General features: G+C 46.1%; 15 protein-coding genes. 8 read left to right on the top strand and 7 right to left on the bottom strand.

Annotated features, from left to right (window positions below; translation table 11 throughout):
• Positions 1-122: 122 nt before the first annotated feature.
• Together MAE_RS06375 and MAE_RS06370 are read left to right on the top strand one after the other, a co-directional pair.
• Complete coding sequence (locus tag MAE_RS06375; protein WP_002798561.1) at positions 123-476, top strand: hypothetical protein; 354 nt, start codon at positions 123-125, stop codon at positions 474-476.
• A 230-nt stretch (positions 477-706) separates the two neighbouring features.
• The gene (locus MAE_RS06370; protein ID WP_002798560.1) at positions 707-2,110 is read left to right on the top strand and encodes a serine/threonine-protein kinase; all 1,404 of its coding nucleotides are present in this window, start codon (positions 707-709) and stop codon (positions 2,108-2,110) included.
• Here the strand turns inward: MAE_RS06370 and MAE_RS06365 are convergent.
• The 6 genes from MAE_RS06365 to MAE_RS06340 all read right to left on the bottom strand — a co-directional run bounded on the left by MAE_RS06365 (position 2,102) and on the right by MAE_RS06340 (position 9,406).
• Positions 2,102-3,541, bottom strand: coding sequence for an aminotransferase class I/II-fold pyridoxal phosphate-dependent enzyme (locus tag MAE_RS06365; protein ID WP_012264848.1), 1,440 nt, complete (start codon positions 3,539-3,541; stop codon positions 2,102-2,104). The genes MAE_RS06370 and MAE_RS06365 overlap by 9 nt on opposite strands.
• Positions 3,542-3,734: 193 nt before the next feature.
• Complete coding sequence (locus MAE_RS06360; protein ID WP_012264847.1) at positions 3,735-5,549, bottom strand: ABC transporter ATP-binding protein; 1,815 nt, start codon at positions 5,547-5,549, stop codon at positions 3,735-3,737.
• A 40-nt stretch (positions 5,550-5,589) separates the two neighbouring features.
• Positions 5,590-6,666, bottom strand: a complete 1,077-nt coding sequence (locus MAE_RS06355) for a phosphotransacetylase family protein (protein WP_002798557.1) — start codon at positions 6,664-6,666, stop codon at positions 5,590-5,592.
• 34 nt (positions 6,667-6,700) lie between these two features.
• On the bottom strand, positions 6,701-7,078 hold the full coding sequence (gene ebsA, locus MAE_RS06350) for a type IV pilus biogenesis protein EbsA (protein WP_002798556.1): 378 nt from the start codon (positions 7,076-7,078) through the stop codon (positions 6,701-6,703).
• A 35-nt stretch (positions 7,079-7,113) separates the two neighbouring features.
• Positions 7,114-7,962: an IS630-like element ISMae21 family transposase gene (locus MAE_RS28685; RefSeq protein WP_012264307.1), complete on the bottom strand. Its 849-nt coding sequence runs from the start codon at positions 7,960-7,962 to the stop codon at positions 7,114-7,116.
• 187 nt (positions 7,963-8,149) lie between these two features.
• Positions 8,150-9,406 carry a GAF domain-containing sensor histidine kinase gene (locus MAE_RS06340; RefSeq protein ID WP_002798555.1) on the bottom strand — a complete coding sequence of 419 codons (1,257 nt, stop codon included), beginning with the start codon at positions 9,404-9,406 and terminating at the stop codon, positions 8,150-8,152.
• A 388-nt stretch (positions 9,407-9,794) separates the two neighbouring features.
• Here MAE_RS06340 and MAE_RS06335 point away from each other — a divergent pair, with 388 nt between their 5' ends.
• Together MAE_RS06335 and MAE_RS06330 are read left to right on the top strand one after the other, a co-directional pair.
• Complete coding sequence (locus tag MAE_RS06335) at positions 9,795-10,115, top strand: DUF3155 domain-containing protein (RefSeq protein ID WP_002798554.1); 321 nt, start codon at positions 9,795-9,797, stop codon at positions 10,113-10,115.
• 236 nt (positions 10,116-10,351) lie between these two features.
• Complete coding sequence (locus MAE_RS06330; protein ID WP_002798553.1) at positions 10,352-11,140, top strand: response regulator transcription factor; 789 nt, start codon at positions 10,352-10,354, stop codon at positions 11,138-11,140.
• Positions 11,141-11,314: 174 nt separating this feature from the next.
• Here the strand turns inward: MAE_RS06330 and ftsH are convergent, their stop codons facing one another.
• The gene (gene ftsH, locus MAE_RS06325; protein ID WP_012264845.1) at positions 11,315-13,210 is read right to left on the bottom strand and encodes an ATP-dependent zinc metalloprotease FtsH; all 1,896 of its coding nucleotides are present in this window, start codon (positions 13,208-13,210) and stop codon (positions 11,315-11,317) included.
• Between the two features lie 214 nt (positions 13,211-13,424).
• On the opposite strand from ftsH, the gene rimP reads away from it, so the two are divergent.
• The 4 genes from rimP (at position 13,425) to infB (ending at position 18,905) form a co-directional block, all read left to right on the top strand.
• On the top strand, positions 13,425-13,895 hold the full coding sequence (gene rimP / locus MAE_RS06320) for a ribosome maturation factor RimP (protein ID WP_012264844.1): 471 nt from the start codon (positions 13,425-13,427) through the stop codon (positions 13,893-13,895).
• A gap of 391 nt (positions 13,896-14,286) precedes the next feature.
• Positions 14,287-15,483, top strand: a complete 1,197-nt coding sequence (nusA, locus tag MAE_RS06315; RefSeq protein WP_012264843.1) for a transcription termination factor NusA — start codon at positions 14,287-14,289, stop codon at positions 15,481-15,483.
• Complete coding sequence (locus MAE_RS06310; protein WP_002768359.1) at positions 15,480-15,761, top strand: YlxR family protein; 282 nt, start codon at positions 15,480-15,482, stop codon at positions 15,759-15,761. The genes nusA and MAE_RS06310 overlap by 4 nt, the downstream gene beginning before the upstream one ends.
• A gap of 111 nt (positions 15,762-15,872) precedes the next feature.
• Positions 15,873-18,905 (top strand): translation initiation factor IF-2, encoded by a 3,033-nt coding sequence (infB, locus tag MAE_RS06305; protein WP_012264842.1) that lies wholly within the window; start codon positions 15,873-15,875, stop codon positions 18,903-18,905.
• Positions 18,906-19,016: the final 111 nt, after the last annotated feature.

The raw sequence follows: 19,016 nt of genomic DNA, 5'->3' as shown, positions 1-19,016 counted from the left end.
TCGTTTTAGCTCCCTCTCGAAAATCTATTGCACCACAGCCTTTAGTCACCTTCATGCCGATCATGTAAATTTTCCGCTACAATCGAGAGTACTAAGACTCAGGCAATTGTAAAGTAATATTAATGATAGATTTTAATACCCTCGCTGAATTTTCCCGCAACTATTGCGTCTCGATTTGTGCCTTTTTAGTACCCGCTAACTTAGTAACCACCGTTTTAACAGTTCTTTTTCTCTATTTCGGTCGTCCTACCCGTCAAATCTTCCCCATTGCTTCCCTAGCTTTGTTGTTCGCTATCACCATGTTTCTCCACGTCGCCACCTGGTTGATGATTGGTGTGGTTATGGCCCCCACTTTTATCCTCTTTGGACTGGGTTTAACCTGTTTTGTGATCAATCTTCAAGCCATCAGCGATCGCCAAAGCTTGGAACAGTTATTACACACCGGGGTTAATCGTCTGGCACGCTCATTCAACTAAAGAAAAGCGCCGAGACTTCCCACTCCACCATGAAGATAACCGCTAGATCTGGCTGAATTTTTTTCAGCCAAAGACTTGACAAACTCCAAAATTTCTGCTAACCTTGTAGTATAATGGCAATCCGTGTCGGCCTACGAACGCTCTTTTTAACTCTTTCTTAAGAATAAAAATTTTAACCCGAATTGCCGGTAGTAGCTAAACTAAGAGCAGTACCACGGGAAACGGTGACTATGGAAGTTATTTGTACGCGTCCCCACTGTCCGAGACCGCGTAATCAATGCCCAGACCTAGACGATAGCAATCGCTTAACCTCGATCGAGCAGAAATATTGTACTACTTGCGGGATGCCATTAATTTTAGGGGGACGTTATTTGCCAGAACGTCTATTGGGACAAGGAGGATTTGGGGCGGCATTTTTAGCAGTAGATCGTTATAGTCCCAAAAAAGCTAAATGTGTACTCAAACAATTTCAACCTTCCGGTAATTTAAGTCCGCAAGCTTTAGAAAAAGCGAAAAATTTATTTTTTCAAGAAGCGCACGTTTTAGAAGATTTAGGACGAGAACATCCCCAAATCCCCGATCTCTATGCTTTTTTCCCTTTAACAGTCAAGAATCAATTAACGGGAAAAGAAGAGCAATTTTTCTATCTGGCCCAGGAATATATCGACGGTAAAAACTTAGAAGAAATTCTCCAACAGCAACAAAAACCCTTTCAAGAAAGTGAAGTCAAAAACATTCTCAAAGAATTACTTCTTATCCTCAAATTTATTCATGAAAATGGTTCCATTCACCGGGATATAAAACCATCTAACATCATGCGCTCCCAAAATGGCCGCCTCTATTTACTCGATTTTGGGGCAGTAAAACAGGCTACCAATAACCCTAGTAATACACAAGAGAAATCCACAACAATTTACTCAGCTGGATTTGCTCCTCCCGAACAACAATTAGGCAATCAGGTATCGGCAGCCACAGATTTATATGCCCTAGCAGCTACCTGTGTTATACTCTTAACTAATCGCGATCCTGATGATCTATACGATCCCCAAAAACAGGTCTGGAATTGGCAAAATTATGCCCCCAACATCAGTGCAGATTTAGCAAGAGTATTCAATAAAATGTTACTAGCAAATCCCCTGGATAGATTTCAATCCTGTGGAGAAGTTTTAACCGCTTTAAATACACCTCCCCCATCTCCTCCAGCTTCTCAAATTCCTCCATCTTCCCCATCTCCTCCAGCTTCCCCAATTCCTCCATCCCCTCCAGCTTCTCCAGTGATTAGAAAAACTTCCCGCTTTTCTCTTGGGGAAACCTTCGCTAATGCTGCCTTTACAGGATTTGAGGGGACATTATTAGTAATTGCCTTAAATAGTTTACTCCCCTCGCTAGGAATTGTCATCGCTTTTATGATCTTAGGTGGCTTAGTTTTGGCATTATTTAAAAAAGTGATTGAAGGGAGAGATTTACCGATTCTAGCAGCAATTACCCTCACCCTCATCTTCTTTCTTTCGCAACTGCAAGGAAGCCTAAATTTTCCTGAAATTGCTATCATTGCCGTGATGGCAGCCATCGGAGCAATTGCTATTACCGCCTTTTTCCGGTTAATATATCAGATAATTTTGCGATTATTTTAAAACCCTGAAAGTAGTTAAATTATCATCACTACCGCCGGTAATCGTGCCACCGAGGTCTAAAATAGTTTGCAGATAGTCGAGGATTTCCTGAGAAATTAACTCTCCCGGCATCAAAACGGGAATACCGGGGGGATAGGGACAGATAACATCAGCACTAAGACGATCGAGGGCATTTTTCTGGGATACTATCTCTGTAGGGGCAAAAAAAGCCTTTCTAGGAGAAATAGCCAAATTTCCCGTGACTGGGGGAGGAGTGGGGGGTAAACTGGTAGAGGAAGGGGATTTAAGGCATTGAAAAGCAGTAATTAGGCGATTAATGTGTTCGCGATGATTGCCGATGGAGATAATAAAAGTAAGTTGGCTTAAAGTCGGTAATTCTGCGGTGACGGCGTATTTTTCTCGCAAAATATCGTCTATTTCGTAACCAGTTAAGCCAAAATCTTTGACGATTACCGTTAAACGAGTGCGATCGAACCAGTGACAACCCGGGATAGAATGGGGAAAGTCTAAAACAGAGATATTAGGGATTTTATCGAGTTCTTTTCGGGCCGAAGCGGCTAAATCGAGGGTTTTGGTCAGTAAATCTAGTCCTTGCGTCGCCATTTGCTTTCTAGCACTATCAAGGGAAGCGAGAAGCAAATAACTAGGGCTAGTGGTTTGAACTAATTGTAAGGCTCGATCGACTTTTTCGGAACTAATGCGATCGCTTTTTAAGTGTAACATTGATGCTTGAGTTAAGGCCCCTAAAACCTTATGGGTGGACTGAATAGCCATATCAGCGCCGAGAGACAGGGCAGCCGGAGGTAAATCGGGATGAAAGGCAAAATGCGCCCCGTGAGCCTCATCGACGAGCAGCGGGATAGAATAATGATCGGTAATCTGGGCGATAGTTTCTAAGTCACAGCAAACCCCTTGATAGGTGGGAGAGACTACCATCACCGCTTTGGCGTCGGGATGAAGTTTCAGGGCATTTTCGAGGGATTGGGGGGTTATATTTAAATTTAGATCGATAGTGGGATTATATTCGGGATTGATAAAGATAGGCTGCGCCCCAGAGAGAATTAAGCCCGAAATTGCCGATTTATGAATATTTCTCGCCAAAATAATTTTATCTCCCTCGCCGCAAGTGGCTAAAATCGCCGCAATAATGCCACAACTGGAGCCATTGACTAAAAACCAGCTTTTATCTGCCCCAAATGTCTCGGCTGCTAAAATTTGCGCTTCTTTAATCACCCCCGTCGGGGCAAACAAATTATCAAGGTCGGGTAATTCGGGTAAATCGGCTTTAAAGACGCTTTTTCCCAGTAAATTACTTAAATCTTCCCCGATTCCTTCCCCCTGCTTATGCCCTGGTGCATAAAATGGTACATCTAAACTATTGACTTTTTTTTGCAGTTGTGATAATAGCGGAGCAGATTCTGGCGAAGGCATTGTGAGAAGTGGGAAGTGGGGGATTTGTCAGTGATCAGTAAACAGTAAACAGTAAACAGTAAACAGTAAACAGTAATCAGTAAACAGTAATTAGTGAAGATTGATCGGCGAATAATATCATTTAAAACTTAAAACTTATCACTTATCACTTTAATCTGATAACTGATAACTGATAACCGATCACTGATAACTGTTAACTATCTGTGCCTAACATTTGCAGTTTATATAAACTAGCGTAGAGGCCGTCTTCGGTTAATAAATCTTCATGGGTTCCCGATTCGACTAATTCCCCGCGTTTAAGGACAAGAATTCGATCGACATCGCGAATAGTGGAGAGACGATGGGCGATAATAATAGCAGTACGATTGACTAAAATCTGTTCTAAAGCTTCTTGAATTAATACTTCTGTCCCCACGTCTAAACTAGCGGTAGCTTCATCTAAAACTAAAATTTCGGGGTTACGAATAGCGACTCTCGCAAAAGCGAGTAATTGTTTTTGTCCTCCCGATAAATTTGCGCCTCGTTCCCGTAAAAGGGTATGATAACCATCGGGTAACTCCTCGATAAAGTGATCGATATTAGTTAATTTAGCTGCTGCCTTCACTTGCTCAAAATCATAATTTTCCCCTAAAGTAATATTGCGAGTAACATCTCCGGCAAAGAGAAAAGTTTCTTGGAGAATGACACCGATATAACGTCTTAATTCCGCTTGGGGAAGATAACGGATATCGATACCATCCACTAGAATTCTGCCCTTACTTGGTTCGTAAAGACGACAGAGAAGACGAATAATCGAACTTTTTCCCGCACCGGTGGGACCAACTAAAGCGACTTTTTCCCCTGGATGAATGGTAAAATTGAGACCTTTGATAATATATTCATCGGGTTTATAACCAAACCAAACATTTTCAAAAATAATCTCGCCAGTTTGACGTTTTTCTGGGAAGTAAATCTCTTTATAATTGTTAGAATCGGTGATTTCAATGGGAATACTAATTAATTCACCAATTCGTTCTATAGCAGTAAAACCCGATTGAAACATAGTAAATTTTTCGGCAAACTGACGCAGGGGATTAAAGAGACGTTGGGAGAATAAAATAAAAGCTGATAAAACCCCAAAATCAATGGTTTTCTGGAGAATAAAAATCCCGCCTAACCATAATACTCCTCCCACGGCAATTAATCCGATCCATTCCAAAGTGGCCGAGACAGCAGAATCATAAAAAATTGTTTTATCTAGGGATTGACGATAGTGAGTATTGATAGCGCGAAACATTTCAGCATTAAAGCGTTCGCGGCGAAATAATTGAACAATATTAACTCCGACTATATTTTCCTGTAATTGGGCATTAAGTTTTGATAATTCCTCGCGTACTTGATAGTTAGCGATGCGGTATTGTTTTTGAAAAAAGATAATTAAAGCAGTGACGGGAAATAACATCAACACCAACAATAGAGCTAATTGCCATTGCAGGGTAAACATGGTGATGATAATAACTAAAATATTGACCAAATCACTGACAACTCCGATCGCCCCACTAGCAAAAACTTCTCCTAATGCTTCCACATCGCTGGTTAAACGAGTGACTAAACGTCCCACGGGAGAGCGATCAAAAAAACTGGAGGAAAGGGAGGTGACATGGGTAAATAAATCTTCCCGGACATTAGCAGTAATTGACTGACCGACTTTCTGCACTAGATAACCTTGCATTGTCCCTAAAATCAGTCGTAAAATAATCGAAGCTGACAGGATAATAATTAGGGTATTAATGGCTGCTGTTAAGGGCATTTGAGCCAAAAAATCCCAAGTTTGTTCCTTTTGCAAAAGGGAGACCGCTTGACCGATAATTAAGGGTTGGATCGCCCCCGTGAGAGATAGGGGAAAAAGAAGTATTAATGAGCAAAATAGCAGGGCTTTTTGCTTTTTTGCGTAGGGAAGTAATGTTAATAATAAGCTCCAGTCATTTTCTTTGACCGGAGGGGACACAGGGGAGGATGATAGACTCATGAAGGGGTTTCCAGTGAAATTCTCGGCAGCCAGGGAGAAATTACCCCCCTGTTGTTAACTTTTCTAACAGGCGATCGATCTGGAAATGTTCCTCCATTAATTCTCGAATACAAGCGACTTTTACCTGTTCCTGTAAGCGAATCTTCCCGAAGGCCCGATCGACGATTTCCACGGTGGTGAGAGTATCTAAATTTACCGAGAGAATCGGTACTTCTAAATCCTCGGCCCGGCCCAGAATCAGGGGATCTGGAGAGATGGAACCAGTTAAGATCAAACAGGTGGTAGAAGTTTCTAGGGCAGCTAACTGTAGGTCTGTGCGATCGCCACCCGTAATCACAGCCATATTTTCCCCCTTGCGAAAATATTCTAAAGCGGCGTTGACATTCATTGCCCCGATCGCTAAACTTTCTACCATCCAATCCAAACGATCGGGCCGACATAATACTTTGGCCTCTAAAAGATGGACAATTTCCCGAACACTAATACTGCGCATCAGTTTACTAGCGGGTAACAGTCCTAAAACTTCCACACCTTGGCCAGCGAGATAGGGTTTAAGGAGAGATTGTACTTCATCCCAATCATCGGCGGGGATATCACTAATTACTACCCCCAGCAGCTGATTATTTAATTCCTGTTGCGCTTTCAGCAGACTATCGGCAATCAGGGGAGAACTATAGCGGGCCACCAATAGGATCGGAGTCTGGAGAATTTTGGCCATCTCCCCCATCGATAACTGAAAAATACTCCCTTCCCAGAGAGTCCCCGGCCCTTCGAGGAGGGCAATATCACTGTTAACCCGATCGAGATAGCCAGCAAGAATATTGCCGTAGTCCTGTTTATCTGCACCTTGCAGACGTTTAGCAACGGAATCCATATCCGTATAGATCAGGGGTAAACGCAGCTGCTCGGGGGATAATTCTAGTAATTGCTGGATAAATTCTACATCCTCATCGACCAATTGCCCATCGACGTAGCCCGGACAATTGCCCACTGGTTTGCCGTAACTTATCTCTAGGCCTTTTTGCCGCAAGAGATGCGCTAAACCGACGATAGTTCCCGATTTACCACTGAGGGGTTCCAGGGAAGAGATGAGTATAGATTTGGCTGATTTCGCCACGATTTGCTCCTTTTAACCCGTAAAATCCCGACTTTTATTCTTCAAATCGCAGCAGTTTCCGATAAAATCCCTGCGAAAAGTCGGCCGAACCTAGCTGCTTAAAGGTTTTAATCGCATCGATGAGATATTCGATCAACTCGGCGTTAATAATCGTCATCTCATAGCTTAGGTCGGCCTGTCCTTCAAATTGTAAACGACAACGGGTCAATTCCGAGGGCAATTTTGATACATACCAAGACGCTACAAAGGGAATCCCTTGACTGTTTTCTATGGGACGACGACCTTCTAAAGATCCTGCTTGATACAAAGCGATCGCATAGGGCAGGATACTATGTTTGTCCTTGGCATAGTAGGGCATATATACTACCACATCGGCCTTATTAGCGGGTTCTAATTGTTCGATAGTCGGCATAATTAGTTATAGTTATTTCAAATAAGAACGAGACACTAGGCGACACAATAAGTACGAATAATTTCATCAAGGGGTGTCCCCACAGGAGCATACATTCTTGCCCTCTTTAATGCACTAAAATCATGTTCGATATCATTTAAATCAGGAGAGTATTTTGGCAAAAACACGACCTGATGACCTGCTTCCTCTACCAGTTGTTTAATGACTGTCTTCCGATGAATTGGTGCATTATCCATAATTAATACTGATGTTATGGTTAGAGAGGGCAACAAATATAAAGATAACCACCCTTCAAAACCTTCGGCATTCAGGCTTCTCGTAAATACCATCGGTGCAATAAAGTCTTTTTTTCCCTTTCTTCTACCAGCGACAAGGTTCTCTCTTTTTCCTCGTTTTCCTTGTCTATCTCCAAAGACTTTCTTCCCTTTTTTTGACCAAGCATAAAAACAGGCTTGAAATTCTTCAAACCCTGACTCATCAATAAATACAAGGCTTTCACTTCCATATATTTTAATCAATTCTCTCAGCACTCTGTAGTATTTCATTCTTTCTTCTCGGTTTCTTTCTCTATAACGAAGTTCCTTCTTTTTTCTGGTAACTTTCATGTTTTTTAAGGCATAGCAAATGGCACTTGGTCTCACTCCAAATTTCTCGGCTCTGTCTCTTAATCTTGCCTCGGGATTTTCTTGGACATCTTTTGACAGTGCTTTCCAGTCCAGCTTTCTCTGACGGTGTTTTACCTTTGTTGCTTCCAGTTTTTCCCTACCTAGCCATCTATATATCGTCGCTCTTCCTATATTAAATAGAGCGGCGGCTTTGGTTATGCTTCCCCCATTCTCTACATAATCGATTACTTTTTTTCTCAAGTCTAGGCTATAAGACATTTTTCTGTATGGGTTGCTCGTTTCTCTTGATTTTACCTTATTTTTCCCTCGTCTCACACTTATTTGAAATGACTATAATTCTTTGCTTCACGGCCAAGTTACCAGTAATACTGATATTTTCGATATATTTTAACTGATCGCCCCCGGAATCTCCCGATCGAGAAAATAGGCAGAATTGACGACCAGATCATCCCTCTATACTGAGGTTATCATCGGCTATAACTGGTATATGAACCCGAAAAACCGTGCCGGGGTAGAGGGAACTTGTTTGCTCGGGATTGGGACTGATAAATTCAATCGTCCCCCCCATGCTGGTAATTAATTCTTTAGCGATCGCTAAACCCAATCCTGTACCGGGTATATCTCCCCCTGCTTGCACTCCCCGGTAGTGACGTTGAAAAATTCTTTCTTGATCGCTCCTCGCTATACCATAACCCGTGTCTTTAAAAACAATTTCTACACTATTCTTAACATTCTGCACCTCGACGGTGACTTTTCCGCCAGCAGGAGTATATTTGAGGGCATTATCAATTAAATTGCTGAATACTTCCCGCAAACCGGGGATATTGGCGCAAATAAGTGGTATGTCTTCCCCGTGAATCGTTTCTAGACTGAGATTTCTCTCTTTGGCTACGGCCTGGGCCGAAAGGAGCAGCGGATCGAGAATATCATGGAGATCGATCGGAGCTAGTTGGCCGCTGCCAGCAGGCAAGAGAAAGGCGGTGGGGGAAGATTGCGCTTGCAGGAGAGGAATATCGACGGTGGGGTAATTTTCGCTTTCTTGCTGAATTTGTGCCTCAAATTCGGCGATTAAGTCCCGAACTCGATCGCTTTCCCTCAGAATACCAGTAATGGCGGGATCGTTACCTTCTTCGGCTAAAAGCCTTTTGAGCAGAAGTTTACCAAAGGTTTTTAAAGCGGTGAGGGGATTGCGGATTTGATGGAGAAAGGTATCGAGGCGCTGACGTTGCCATTGTCGATAATAACGTTCTTCTCCTAATTGGCGATCGAGTACACAGGCCAAAGCGAGGGTTTGGGTGATTTTTTCCATCCGGGTTAATTCCCAACTTTGCCAAGGTCGTTTTTCTCTGGTTGTCACCAATAATCCGATCATGCCCTCTTCATACATTAAGGGTAAAAACAAGCGATGACTGCTGACGGTCTCCTGATTACCCCAGAGGTGGGATAAATCTTCTAACTTAACCGCAGTTAACAAGTCTGCCGCCGGTTGCCCCGGTTGTAAGGAAAGCCGCTTTTTTTGGGGAGAAGGGGGATTAAAAGGCGGATAAACAACGACTGGAATTAAATTACTCGATAAAGGTTCAGTTAAATAAACCGCACTTCTGTCCGTTTCCATTTGCTCTCGCAAAAGTTCCATCTGTGTCTGACAGAGGGCAATAAAATCATCACTCAGGGGAGTCCGGGAGGGGGAGGAGAAGGGCATACCAAGAAAGTAAAAAGTAAAAAATCAGAAAACCTAGATACAGCTAGGGTTGCGAGTTTTGTTTCCCAGTTTACATAGGGGAGAATGACCCTCCTCTTGAGTCGAGGGCAACCGGCAAAAAGCAATTAGGACAAGGGTTTGGTCACTATTTTCGGGGTGGATCACGGTATATATTAAAAAAAGTTTAAGAATAATAAGTTTTGTATCGATATTTGTGGGTGTGTTTTTGTAACAAAAACTTAAACCTAGTCTCAGTCTAGCTTCTAGTCAAACTTGTCTGTAATTGGGTTTGTGAGAGACACTTGATTTCTTGGTCTAGAACAGATATAATTGCTACGGCTTTTGTAACTATCATTACAACGATTAGCCAAAACAGGAGGTAATTGGGTTGGCCAGAAAACGGAAACGTAAAAGTCGCCGTCGTCAAGAAGGACGTAAGATACTTGAACTTATACCCCAGTATAGTATTGAAAGTGGCGAAGATAAACCCGTAACTGCGGCGCGTAAGTATATTCAAGCTATAGGCATTAGCCCACCAGCTTTATTGATTGTTAAGCGTAACGAGCATACAACCGATCGCTATTTCTGGGCTGAAAAAGGACTGTTTGGAGCGCAATATGTGGAGGAAAACCACTTCCTTTTCCCAAGTTTGCGCGACCTGCAGCCCCAGCCCCAGCCCGTCAAAGCACCGGTAGCAGTTGCCAAATAATTCCCAGGACTATTAATCATATCATGGAAAGTAAACTCGTTTACGCAAAAGTAAACGAGTTTTTTTTGAGCATAAGAGGAGATGGGGAGACCACTTCGTGCGCGTTGCGGGGGGAGATGGGAGCAGGGAGAAAAAAGCTGACAGCTAACGAATGTTACGATTGTTACAACATCTTGACATTAATTCTGATACCCTGACAATGTGTCAATCTGTGCAGTAATGGGGCAGAAACTCAAGTGGTATCGATCCATATTTCTATTGTTGAGGGCAACCCGCACTTGCGATCGCTATTAGCTTGGCATCTGCAACAGGCCGGTTATTTGGTTAATCAATCGGCAACCCTGCAAAGTGCGCGTCAAACTTTCCTTCATCGTCAACCAACCTTAGCAATTATCGATTCCGACTTGCCAGATGGGGATGGGATCGAACTCTGCCGTTGGCTTTATCAACAAAAACAGTCTTTAATACTGATTCTCTCGGCCCGCAATGGCGAAAAAGATGTGGTCAATGGTTTAAAAGCTGGGGCCGACGACTACCTGAAAAAGCCCTTTGGAATGCAAGAATTTATGGCTAGGGTAGAAGTGTTAACCCGTCGTTTAGGCAGTAGGGCTGCTCCCCTACACTTGGATTATGGGCAATTAAAAATAGATTTAGCCCAAAGACGGGTACAATTTCGCGGGGAGTATATCGAATTAACCCCCCAAGAATTTAGCCTACTCTACGTTTTAGCCCAAGCGGAGGGAACACCCCTATCAAGAGCCGATTTACTGCGTCGCGCTTGGCCCGAGGAAATCGATAATCCCCGGACAATTGATACTCATGTTCTCTCTCTGCGGAAAAAAATCGAAACCGATCCCAGGCAACCTAATTTAATTCAAACCGTCCGCAACGTCGGCTATCGTTTCAATCTAGAAATGTTGGCCGAGATGACTTCAGCTTTAGAAGCTAATATTATTGCCTCCACCAAAGGCAATCATAACGGCCATTCCATTAATAAAATTCCCGCTCACAATGTTAGTCGTTAATTCTGGCTTTGTCCGACTGATTAAGCTAAACGGCTTTTACTTCGGATCACCGATATAGACTCCAAAAGGGTTATAGCTGTTGGATCATGCAGGTTAAGCGCCGTTTAGCTTAGCAGATTGTCTGCTGAAATCGTCTCCTAACCCCTGAATCGAAGCGAGGAGACGAAGGGCAAATTAAACCGTAGTCACCATTGACCGAGCCGCTTGTTGCTGAAATTCCGTCAATAAACGCCGGAATTCGTCGCCGTCAATGGTTTCCTGTTCAATCAGTATATCCACCAAGCGATCAATCGCCACACGATTGTCAAGGATAAGTTTTGTTGCTAAATCGTGGCATTGCTTGACAAGTTCCCGTACTTGTGAATCAATTTTCGCCATCATCGCGAAAGAATGGTCGGCATGATAACCAGCAGCAGCACCACCGAGATAGGAATTGCCCTCCTCCTCTAGAGCAATCAATCCCAATTCCGACATTCCCAGACGCGTTACCATCTGTCGGGCCAGATAGGTGATTTTTTCAATATCATTACCGGCCCCGGTAGTCACTTCATCCTCACCGAAGACACATTCCTCCGCCACCCGTCCCCCTAATAATCCCGCAATTCGGGCTAATAACTGGGAACGACTGGTTAAACCCTGTTCTTCATCAGGAGTGAACCAAGTTAACCCCTGCGCTTGCCCCCGGGGAATCAGGGTGACTTTTTCCACTTGATCGTGACCGGGACAGAGAGTACCGACAATCGCATGGCCGACTTCATGATAGGCGATCAAACGCTTGGCTTTACTATCCACTAAAGCTCGCCCTTCCATACCGGCCACAATCCGATCGATCGCATCGTTGACCTCCTCCATAGTAATCGCCTCTTTGCGCCGTCTAGCGGTAAAAATCGCCGCTTCGTTGAGCATATTCGCCAAATCTGCCCCAGTAAAACCGGGGGTGCGCCGGGCGATCGCCTCCAGAGCCACATCAGCAGCCACCTTTTTATAGCGAGAATGGACCTCCAAAATGGCCAAACGTCCCTTAGAATCTGGATAATCCACCACCACCTGTCGGTCAAAACGACCCGGACGCAGCAAGGCCGAATCCAAAACATCAGGCCTGTTGGTGGCGGCAATGACGATAATGCCAGTATTTCCCTCAAAACCGTCCATTTCCGTCAATAATTGGTTCAGGGTTTGTTCCCGTTCATCATTACCTCCCCCATAACCGATCCCTCTTTGACGACCAACGGCATCAATTTCATCGATAAAAACCAAACAAGGGGCATTTTCCTGGGCTTTTCGGAACAGATCTCGCACTCGCGACGCACCAACCCCGACAAACATCTCCACAAATTCCGACCCGGAGATGCTGAAAAAAGGTACTCCCGCCTCTCCCGCGATCGCTTTAGCCAGTAAAGTTTTTCCCGTCCCCGGGGGACCAATTAACAGGACTCCTTTCGGGATTTTTGCGCCAATAGCCGTAAATTTTTCTGGTTGTTTGAGGAATGTCACCACTTCCTCTAGATCTTCCTTGGCCTCATCCACACCCGCCACATCATTAAATTCTATGCCAGTTTTCGCCTCCATCTGAAACCGCGCCCTTGATTTACCGAAGTTCATCGCTTGACCGGAAGCATTGGCAGAACGACGGATAATAAACACCAATAATCCCAAGACGAGAATAATCACTAACAGGTTAGTGAGAACATTGATCAAGGCCGAATTGTCAGTGCTGGGGAGAATGCCGTACTCAATTTTTTCAGCATCCAGTTTCTTGATTAATTCGGGATTTTGGTCAAATAAATTGACTTCTTTCGGGGGATCCTTGTCCGTTTGACCGACGAGGGTAACTGCTGCCTGCTGCAAAGAAGGATTGATTTCGACCTTTTTTACCTTTCCTTGGTCGATCTTCTCTAACAATTCACCGTAGGTGAGGGTATTTTGGTTTTTTTGACTCCAAGCAGGAGTGACATGGCCAAAGGTTTGCAGAATCATCCAAGTGGTGACAATCCCTTTCCATACTGGCCGACGACCACGATTCTTAGCTGACTTGGCTCTAACTACGGTGAGTGGAGATTTTTGATCCATAATTGACTCTATATCTAGTTACCCTGTATTCATTGTGACAGATCGACTCGATCGTGACCACTGTTCTGTGTTCCCCTAGGCACGACCCCGGTGGCAAATAGTGATGACGGTTTTTTGCTATATTGTATTTAGCTAGGTAGTCTAACAACTGCCTATCCCAATCACTAAAAGTTTAGGGAAGTGGGTTTCGCCCGCTTTTTTTGTTGTCTAAATCATGACCCATCCGCTCATCCCCGACCTGCTGCACCTAGCCATCCCTATCGCTGAAAACTTGGGGCTAGAAGTGGTCGATATCGTTTTCCAAACCAATAAAAGGCCTCCCGTCCTGCGCGTCGATATTCGCAATCTTGCGGGAGATACTGGTTTAGAGGACTGTGAGCAGATGAGTCGGGCCTTAGAAACCGCCCTCGACAGTCAAGAAATCTTACCCGGGGCCTACGTTTTAGAAATATCTAGCCCCGGCATTTCTCGACAACTGAGCAGCGAGCGCGAATTTCAGTCTTTTAAAGGTTTTCCCGTCATCGTTACCGGCCAGGATAGCCAAGGAAAACCGCAAGAATGGCGCGGAAAACTGCAAGGTAGAGATGAGCAATCTATTTATCTTAACCAAAAAGGTCGCTCCCTGACCATCGATCGCACTACTGTCATCAGCGTCCGTTTAGATGAGCGGCGCAGTAATCAGTAATCAGTAATCAGTGATCAGTAATCAGTAATCAGTAATCAGTAATCAGTAATCAGGGATAAAGATGAAGATAAATAAAGGCTCTTCGGTTTGTGTTATGCAATAGACGGGGGTTATAAGGGATGTAACCCTTATATAGAAAGGCATTTGGCGATTTTTGTCAATTGTTTTTGATCTAGAGCGAACTAATCAATTAAGTCTCTTACCAGATAAGGATTTAGTCGATTTATGCTCCCCTATCGAACCATGCCAAGTAACGAAGAACCTAAATAAATAACTAACTGATTAACTTAAAACTTACATCTGATAACTGATAACTGATAACTGATAACTGATAACTGATAAGCTGACGGCTAAAAAACTAATAACTCAAAAGTAAGGAGAAAAAATAATTATGGCTACTGTTAATTTGCCTGGTTTAAAAATAATGCTCGAAGAAATTAGCCAACGACATAATCTGCCCAAAAATGCCGTACAGGAGGCTTTGCGTGAAGCACTTATCAAGGGTTACGAACGTTATCGACGCGCCCAAAGTTTAGAAAAAGCTGCTCAATTCCATGAAGATTATTTCAATAACTTTGATGTGGAATTAGACGTAGAAGAAGAAGGCTTTCGCATCCTTTCTACTAAAACTATTGTCGAAGAAGTGACCAATCCCGACCATCACATCGGTCTCAAAGAAGTGCAAGAAGTGGCCGATGAGGCCCAGTTAGGGGATGAAGTAGTTCTTGATGTCACCCCCGACCAAAAAGAATTTGGTCGCATGGCGGCGATTCAAACTAAACAGGTTTTACTGCAAAAACTGCGGGATAACCAACGCAAATTGATTCAAGAGGAGTTCCAAGATCTGGAAGGAACGGTTTTACAGGCCCGGGTCGTCCGTTTTGAAAGACAGGCCGCTATTGTCATGGTACAAAGCACCTACGGTCAACCGGAAGTGGAAGCAGAACTACCCAAACGGGAACAGCTACCCAACGATAACTATCGCGCTAACGCCACCTTTAAAGTTCTGCTCAAAAAAGTCCTGGAAGGTTCTCACCGCGGCCCGCAATTAATCGTTTCCAGAGCGGCGGCGGGTTTGGTAGTATATTTGTTCGCCAACGAAGTTCCCGAAATCGAGGAGGAAATCGTGCGTATTGTCGCCGTCGCCCGGGAAGCCAATCCCCCCTCCCGTCACGTTGGTTCGCGGACAAAAATCGCCGTCGATACCTTAGAGAGAGACGTGGATCCGGTTGGGGCTTGTATTGGGGCTAGAGGTTCCAGGATTCAAGCCGTGGTTAACGAATTGCGGGGGGAAAAAATCGACGTGATTCGCTGGTCTCCAGATCCCGCCACCTACATCGCCAATGCCCTTAGTCCCGCCCGTATCGACCAAGTTTTGTTCACTAATGCCGAAGAAAGACAAGCATTGGTACTGGTGGCACAGGATCAATTAAGTTTAGCGATTGGCAAAGAAGGGCAGAACGTGCGTCTAGCCGCCCGTCTGACGGGCTGGAAAATCGATATTAAGGATATAGTCCTCTATAAAGGCGAACAAGAGGTAAAAACCGATGAAACCGACCCAGAAGCGCAGGATTTAGACCAAGAATGAACCCCTTCGTCAATTATCGACGCTGTATTAGCTGCCGTCTCTTCGCCCCGAAAGAATCCTTTTGGCGAATTGTCCGACTACACCCGTCCGGACAGATACAATTAGATCAAGGAATGGGAAGGGCTGCCTATATCTGTCCGCAACCTAATTGCCTGCAATTAGCCCGGCAAAAAAATCGTCTCGGACGGGCCCTAAAAGCCAATATTCCCGAAACGCTCTATGAATCCTTGCAAGAGCGCCTCGGGACTGCCAAGCAAGGTCGTTCAAATCAGGATTAAAATTGACGATCATAGCCACAAAATCGTTAGCATGGAAAGGGGGCAGTCCTGAGAGGATCAAAAAATCAGCCAACTTATAGGATCACTAACACTTTAGCCGGGGGATAATGGATGAGTAACACGAAAGTCAGAATTTACGATTTATCAAAAGAATTGAATCTAGACAACAAAGACATTTTGGACATCTGTGACCAGTTGAACATCGAGTACAAGAGCCACAGTAGCACGATCAGCGAAGAGGATGCCCAACGCATCAAAGCAATCGCTGCGAAGGGATTGGCCTCGAGTACCAGTAAAAATAGCACGGGTCAGCGAGAATCGGCTAGTCCTGCCGAAGAAAAAAAACAAAAGATTTTAGCCCTGCATAAACACAACCGCCCCGAAACCGGCGAAGAAGGGGAAAGCTATCCCGGTCAAGCCGGTTCCTCGGCCAAACCGACTTTAATCAGTCCCCCCCGTCCCCCGGTTAAACCCCTCGTTGCTCCCCCAGGGCGCGACGAGGCGGCCGAAAAAACTCCCCCCACTGCAGCAGAGATGCTATCTCATAGCCCCAGTGTTAAAGAAACCCCGACCGAAACCCCGCTAGTGCCAGAAGCAGCCCCCACCTTAATCGCCCCACCTAATCGACCTTCCCTCACCCCGAAACCACGCCCTGAAACTGCCTCGGGACGGCCAGAACCCCGATCTAAAAATGCTCCTGGCAGTAACGACAGGCCCCGGGGAGAAAAACGCGAGCGCGGCGAGAGCGAAAACGCCCCTAGTCCTGAGCGTAGGGTAGGCTTGGCTAAACCAGAAAAACCGACCCTCAACCGCAAACCCGACGGAAAAAGCCCGAAACTGGCGGAACCAGCTAGAGAAGTGCGGGAGACAGTGGAGTTGAAGCGCCCGGTTCGCCCCGGGTTACCCGCTAAAATCTCGGCTACCAGCGAGGAGGAAACCGATACCACCAAGAAATCTGGTGTTGATGGCACAGAAATCGATACAGATACCGGATTGCTCGGAGCAGACGGGCCCAAAAAACTCAAACGACCCACCATGCCCCCTCGCATGGCCAAAAAATCTACCTGGGAAGAAGAAGAAGAGGAAGAAAAAAAAGCGGCCAAAACCGCCAAAACTGCCGGCAAAAACAAACGCCGCACCCAAGCGCTCTTTGAAGATGACGATGATCTAGAATCGGAACTGTCCGGGTTAATTAATACCCCCAGTTTTACCCTCTCCACCGCTCGTCCCCCCAAACCGCCCACCGCTAAAGCTGCCCCCCCCGGCACCCCAACAGCAGTCAAAGTTAAGCGGCCCAGTAAACCAACCGCCCACACCGGCAGCCCGAAAAGCGAGCGCCAAGAACCCCAAGAGGAAAAACGCCCGGAAAGCATCGTTGTCACCGGCAGTCTCACCGTGCGCGACCTCTCGGAATTGATGAAAGTCCCCGAAACTGAGATCATCAGAACCCTATTTTTTAAAGGGATGGCGGTTAATATCACCCAAACTCTCGACGTGGACACGATCGAAATGATCGCCAGGGACTTCGAGATCGCCGTGGAAACCCCCAGCACCCAGTCGGCGGCGATCAAAACCACGGAAATGATCGATGTCTCCGACTGGGAAAGTCTCCAGCGTCGTCCCCCCGTCGTCACCATTATGGGTCACGTTGACCACGGTAAAACCACCCTCCTCGACTCGATCCGCAAAACCAAAGTCGCCCAGGGGGAAGCAGGCGGCATCACCCAGCACATCGGTGCTTACCACGTCGATGTGGAACATAACGGCAAACCGGAACAGATTGTCTTTTTGGATACCCCCGGCCACGAAGCTTTTACCGCTATGCGCGCCCGCGGGGCGAGAGTCACCGATATAGCCGTGCTGGTGGTAGCCGCCGATGACGGCGTACAACCCCAAACGAAAGAGGCAATCAGTCACGCCAGGGCCGCCGAAGTCCCCATCGTGGTGGCGATTAACAAAGTGGATAAACCCTCGGCTAACCCCGACCGGATTAAACAGGAATTGACCGAACAGGGACTGGTGGCCGAAGATTGGGGCGGTGAGACGATCATGGTTCCCGTGAGCGCCCTGCGGGGTGAAAATCTCGATAATCTGCTGGAAATGATCCTCTTGGTGGCAGAAGTGGAGGAATTGGTCGCTAACCCCGACCGCTTGGCGAAGGGAACCGTCATCGAAGCTAACCTCGATCGCACCAAAGGCCCCGTGGCTACCCTGCTCGTCCAGAATGGCACTCTCCGCGTCGGTGATAGCATCGTCGCCGGTTCCGTTTTCGGCAAAATTCGGGCCATGATCGATGATCGCGGTCAAAAAGTCGAAGCGGCCACCCCCTCCTTTGCCGTGGAAATCCTCGGTCTCAGTGATGTGCCGGCCGCTGGCGATGAGTTCGATGTCTATGAAAGTGAGAAAGAGGCCCGATCAATCGCTGATCAACGGGCGATCGAACGACGCAACACCCGTTTACAACAGGCCCTCTCCTCCCGTCGCGTTAGCCTTAGCACCCTCTCTATCCAAGCTCAAGAAGGACAACTCAAGGAACTTAATCTCATCCTCAAGGCAGATGTGCAAGGTTCCGTCGAGGCCATCCTCGGTGCGCTCAAACAGTTACCCCAAAACGAAGTGCAGATTCGCGTTCTCCTCGCCTCTCCGGGGGAAATCACCGAAACCGATGTGGATCTGGCCGCCGCTAGTGGTGCGGTGGTGGTGGGCTTTAATACCACCCTTGCCAGTGGTGCGCGCGCATCCGCCGATCGGGAAGGGGTCGATATCCGCGATTACAATATCATCTACAAGCTTCTCGATGATATTCAAGGGGCGATGGAAGGTCTTCTCGACCCCGAAGAAGTGGAAGAACACCTCGGTTTCGCCGAAGTGCGCGCCGTCTTCACCGTCGGTCGTGGGGCTGTGGCGGGCTGTTATGTCCAATCTGGTAAACTGGTGCGGAACCGCTTCCTGCGCGTGCGTCGCGGCAAGGAAATTGTTTATCAGGGAGTTCTCGATTCCCTCAAACGGATGAAGGAAGATGCCCGGGAAGTAGCTACCGGTTTCGAGTGCGGTGTCGGTGTTTCTAAATTCAATGACTGGAAAGAAGGCGACATTATCGAAGCCTACGAAATGGTCATGAAACGTCGCACTTTATCCAGTTAATTAGACTTGAACCGTCGGGAGTCGGGAGTCAGGAGTCGGGAGTCAGGAGTCAGGAGGCCGCTTTTTTTTCCCCACTCCCCCACTCCCCCACTCCCCTGCTCCCCCACTCCC

It is taken from the genome of Microcystis aeruginosa NIES-843, from assembly GCF_000010625.1.
Classification (GTDB): domain Bacteria; phylum Cyanobacteriota; class Cyanobacteriia; order Cyanobacteriales; family Microcystaceae; genus Microcystis; species Microcystis aeruginosa.
This window is presented reverse-complemented; position numbering and strand designations above follow the sequence as displayed.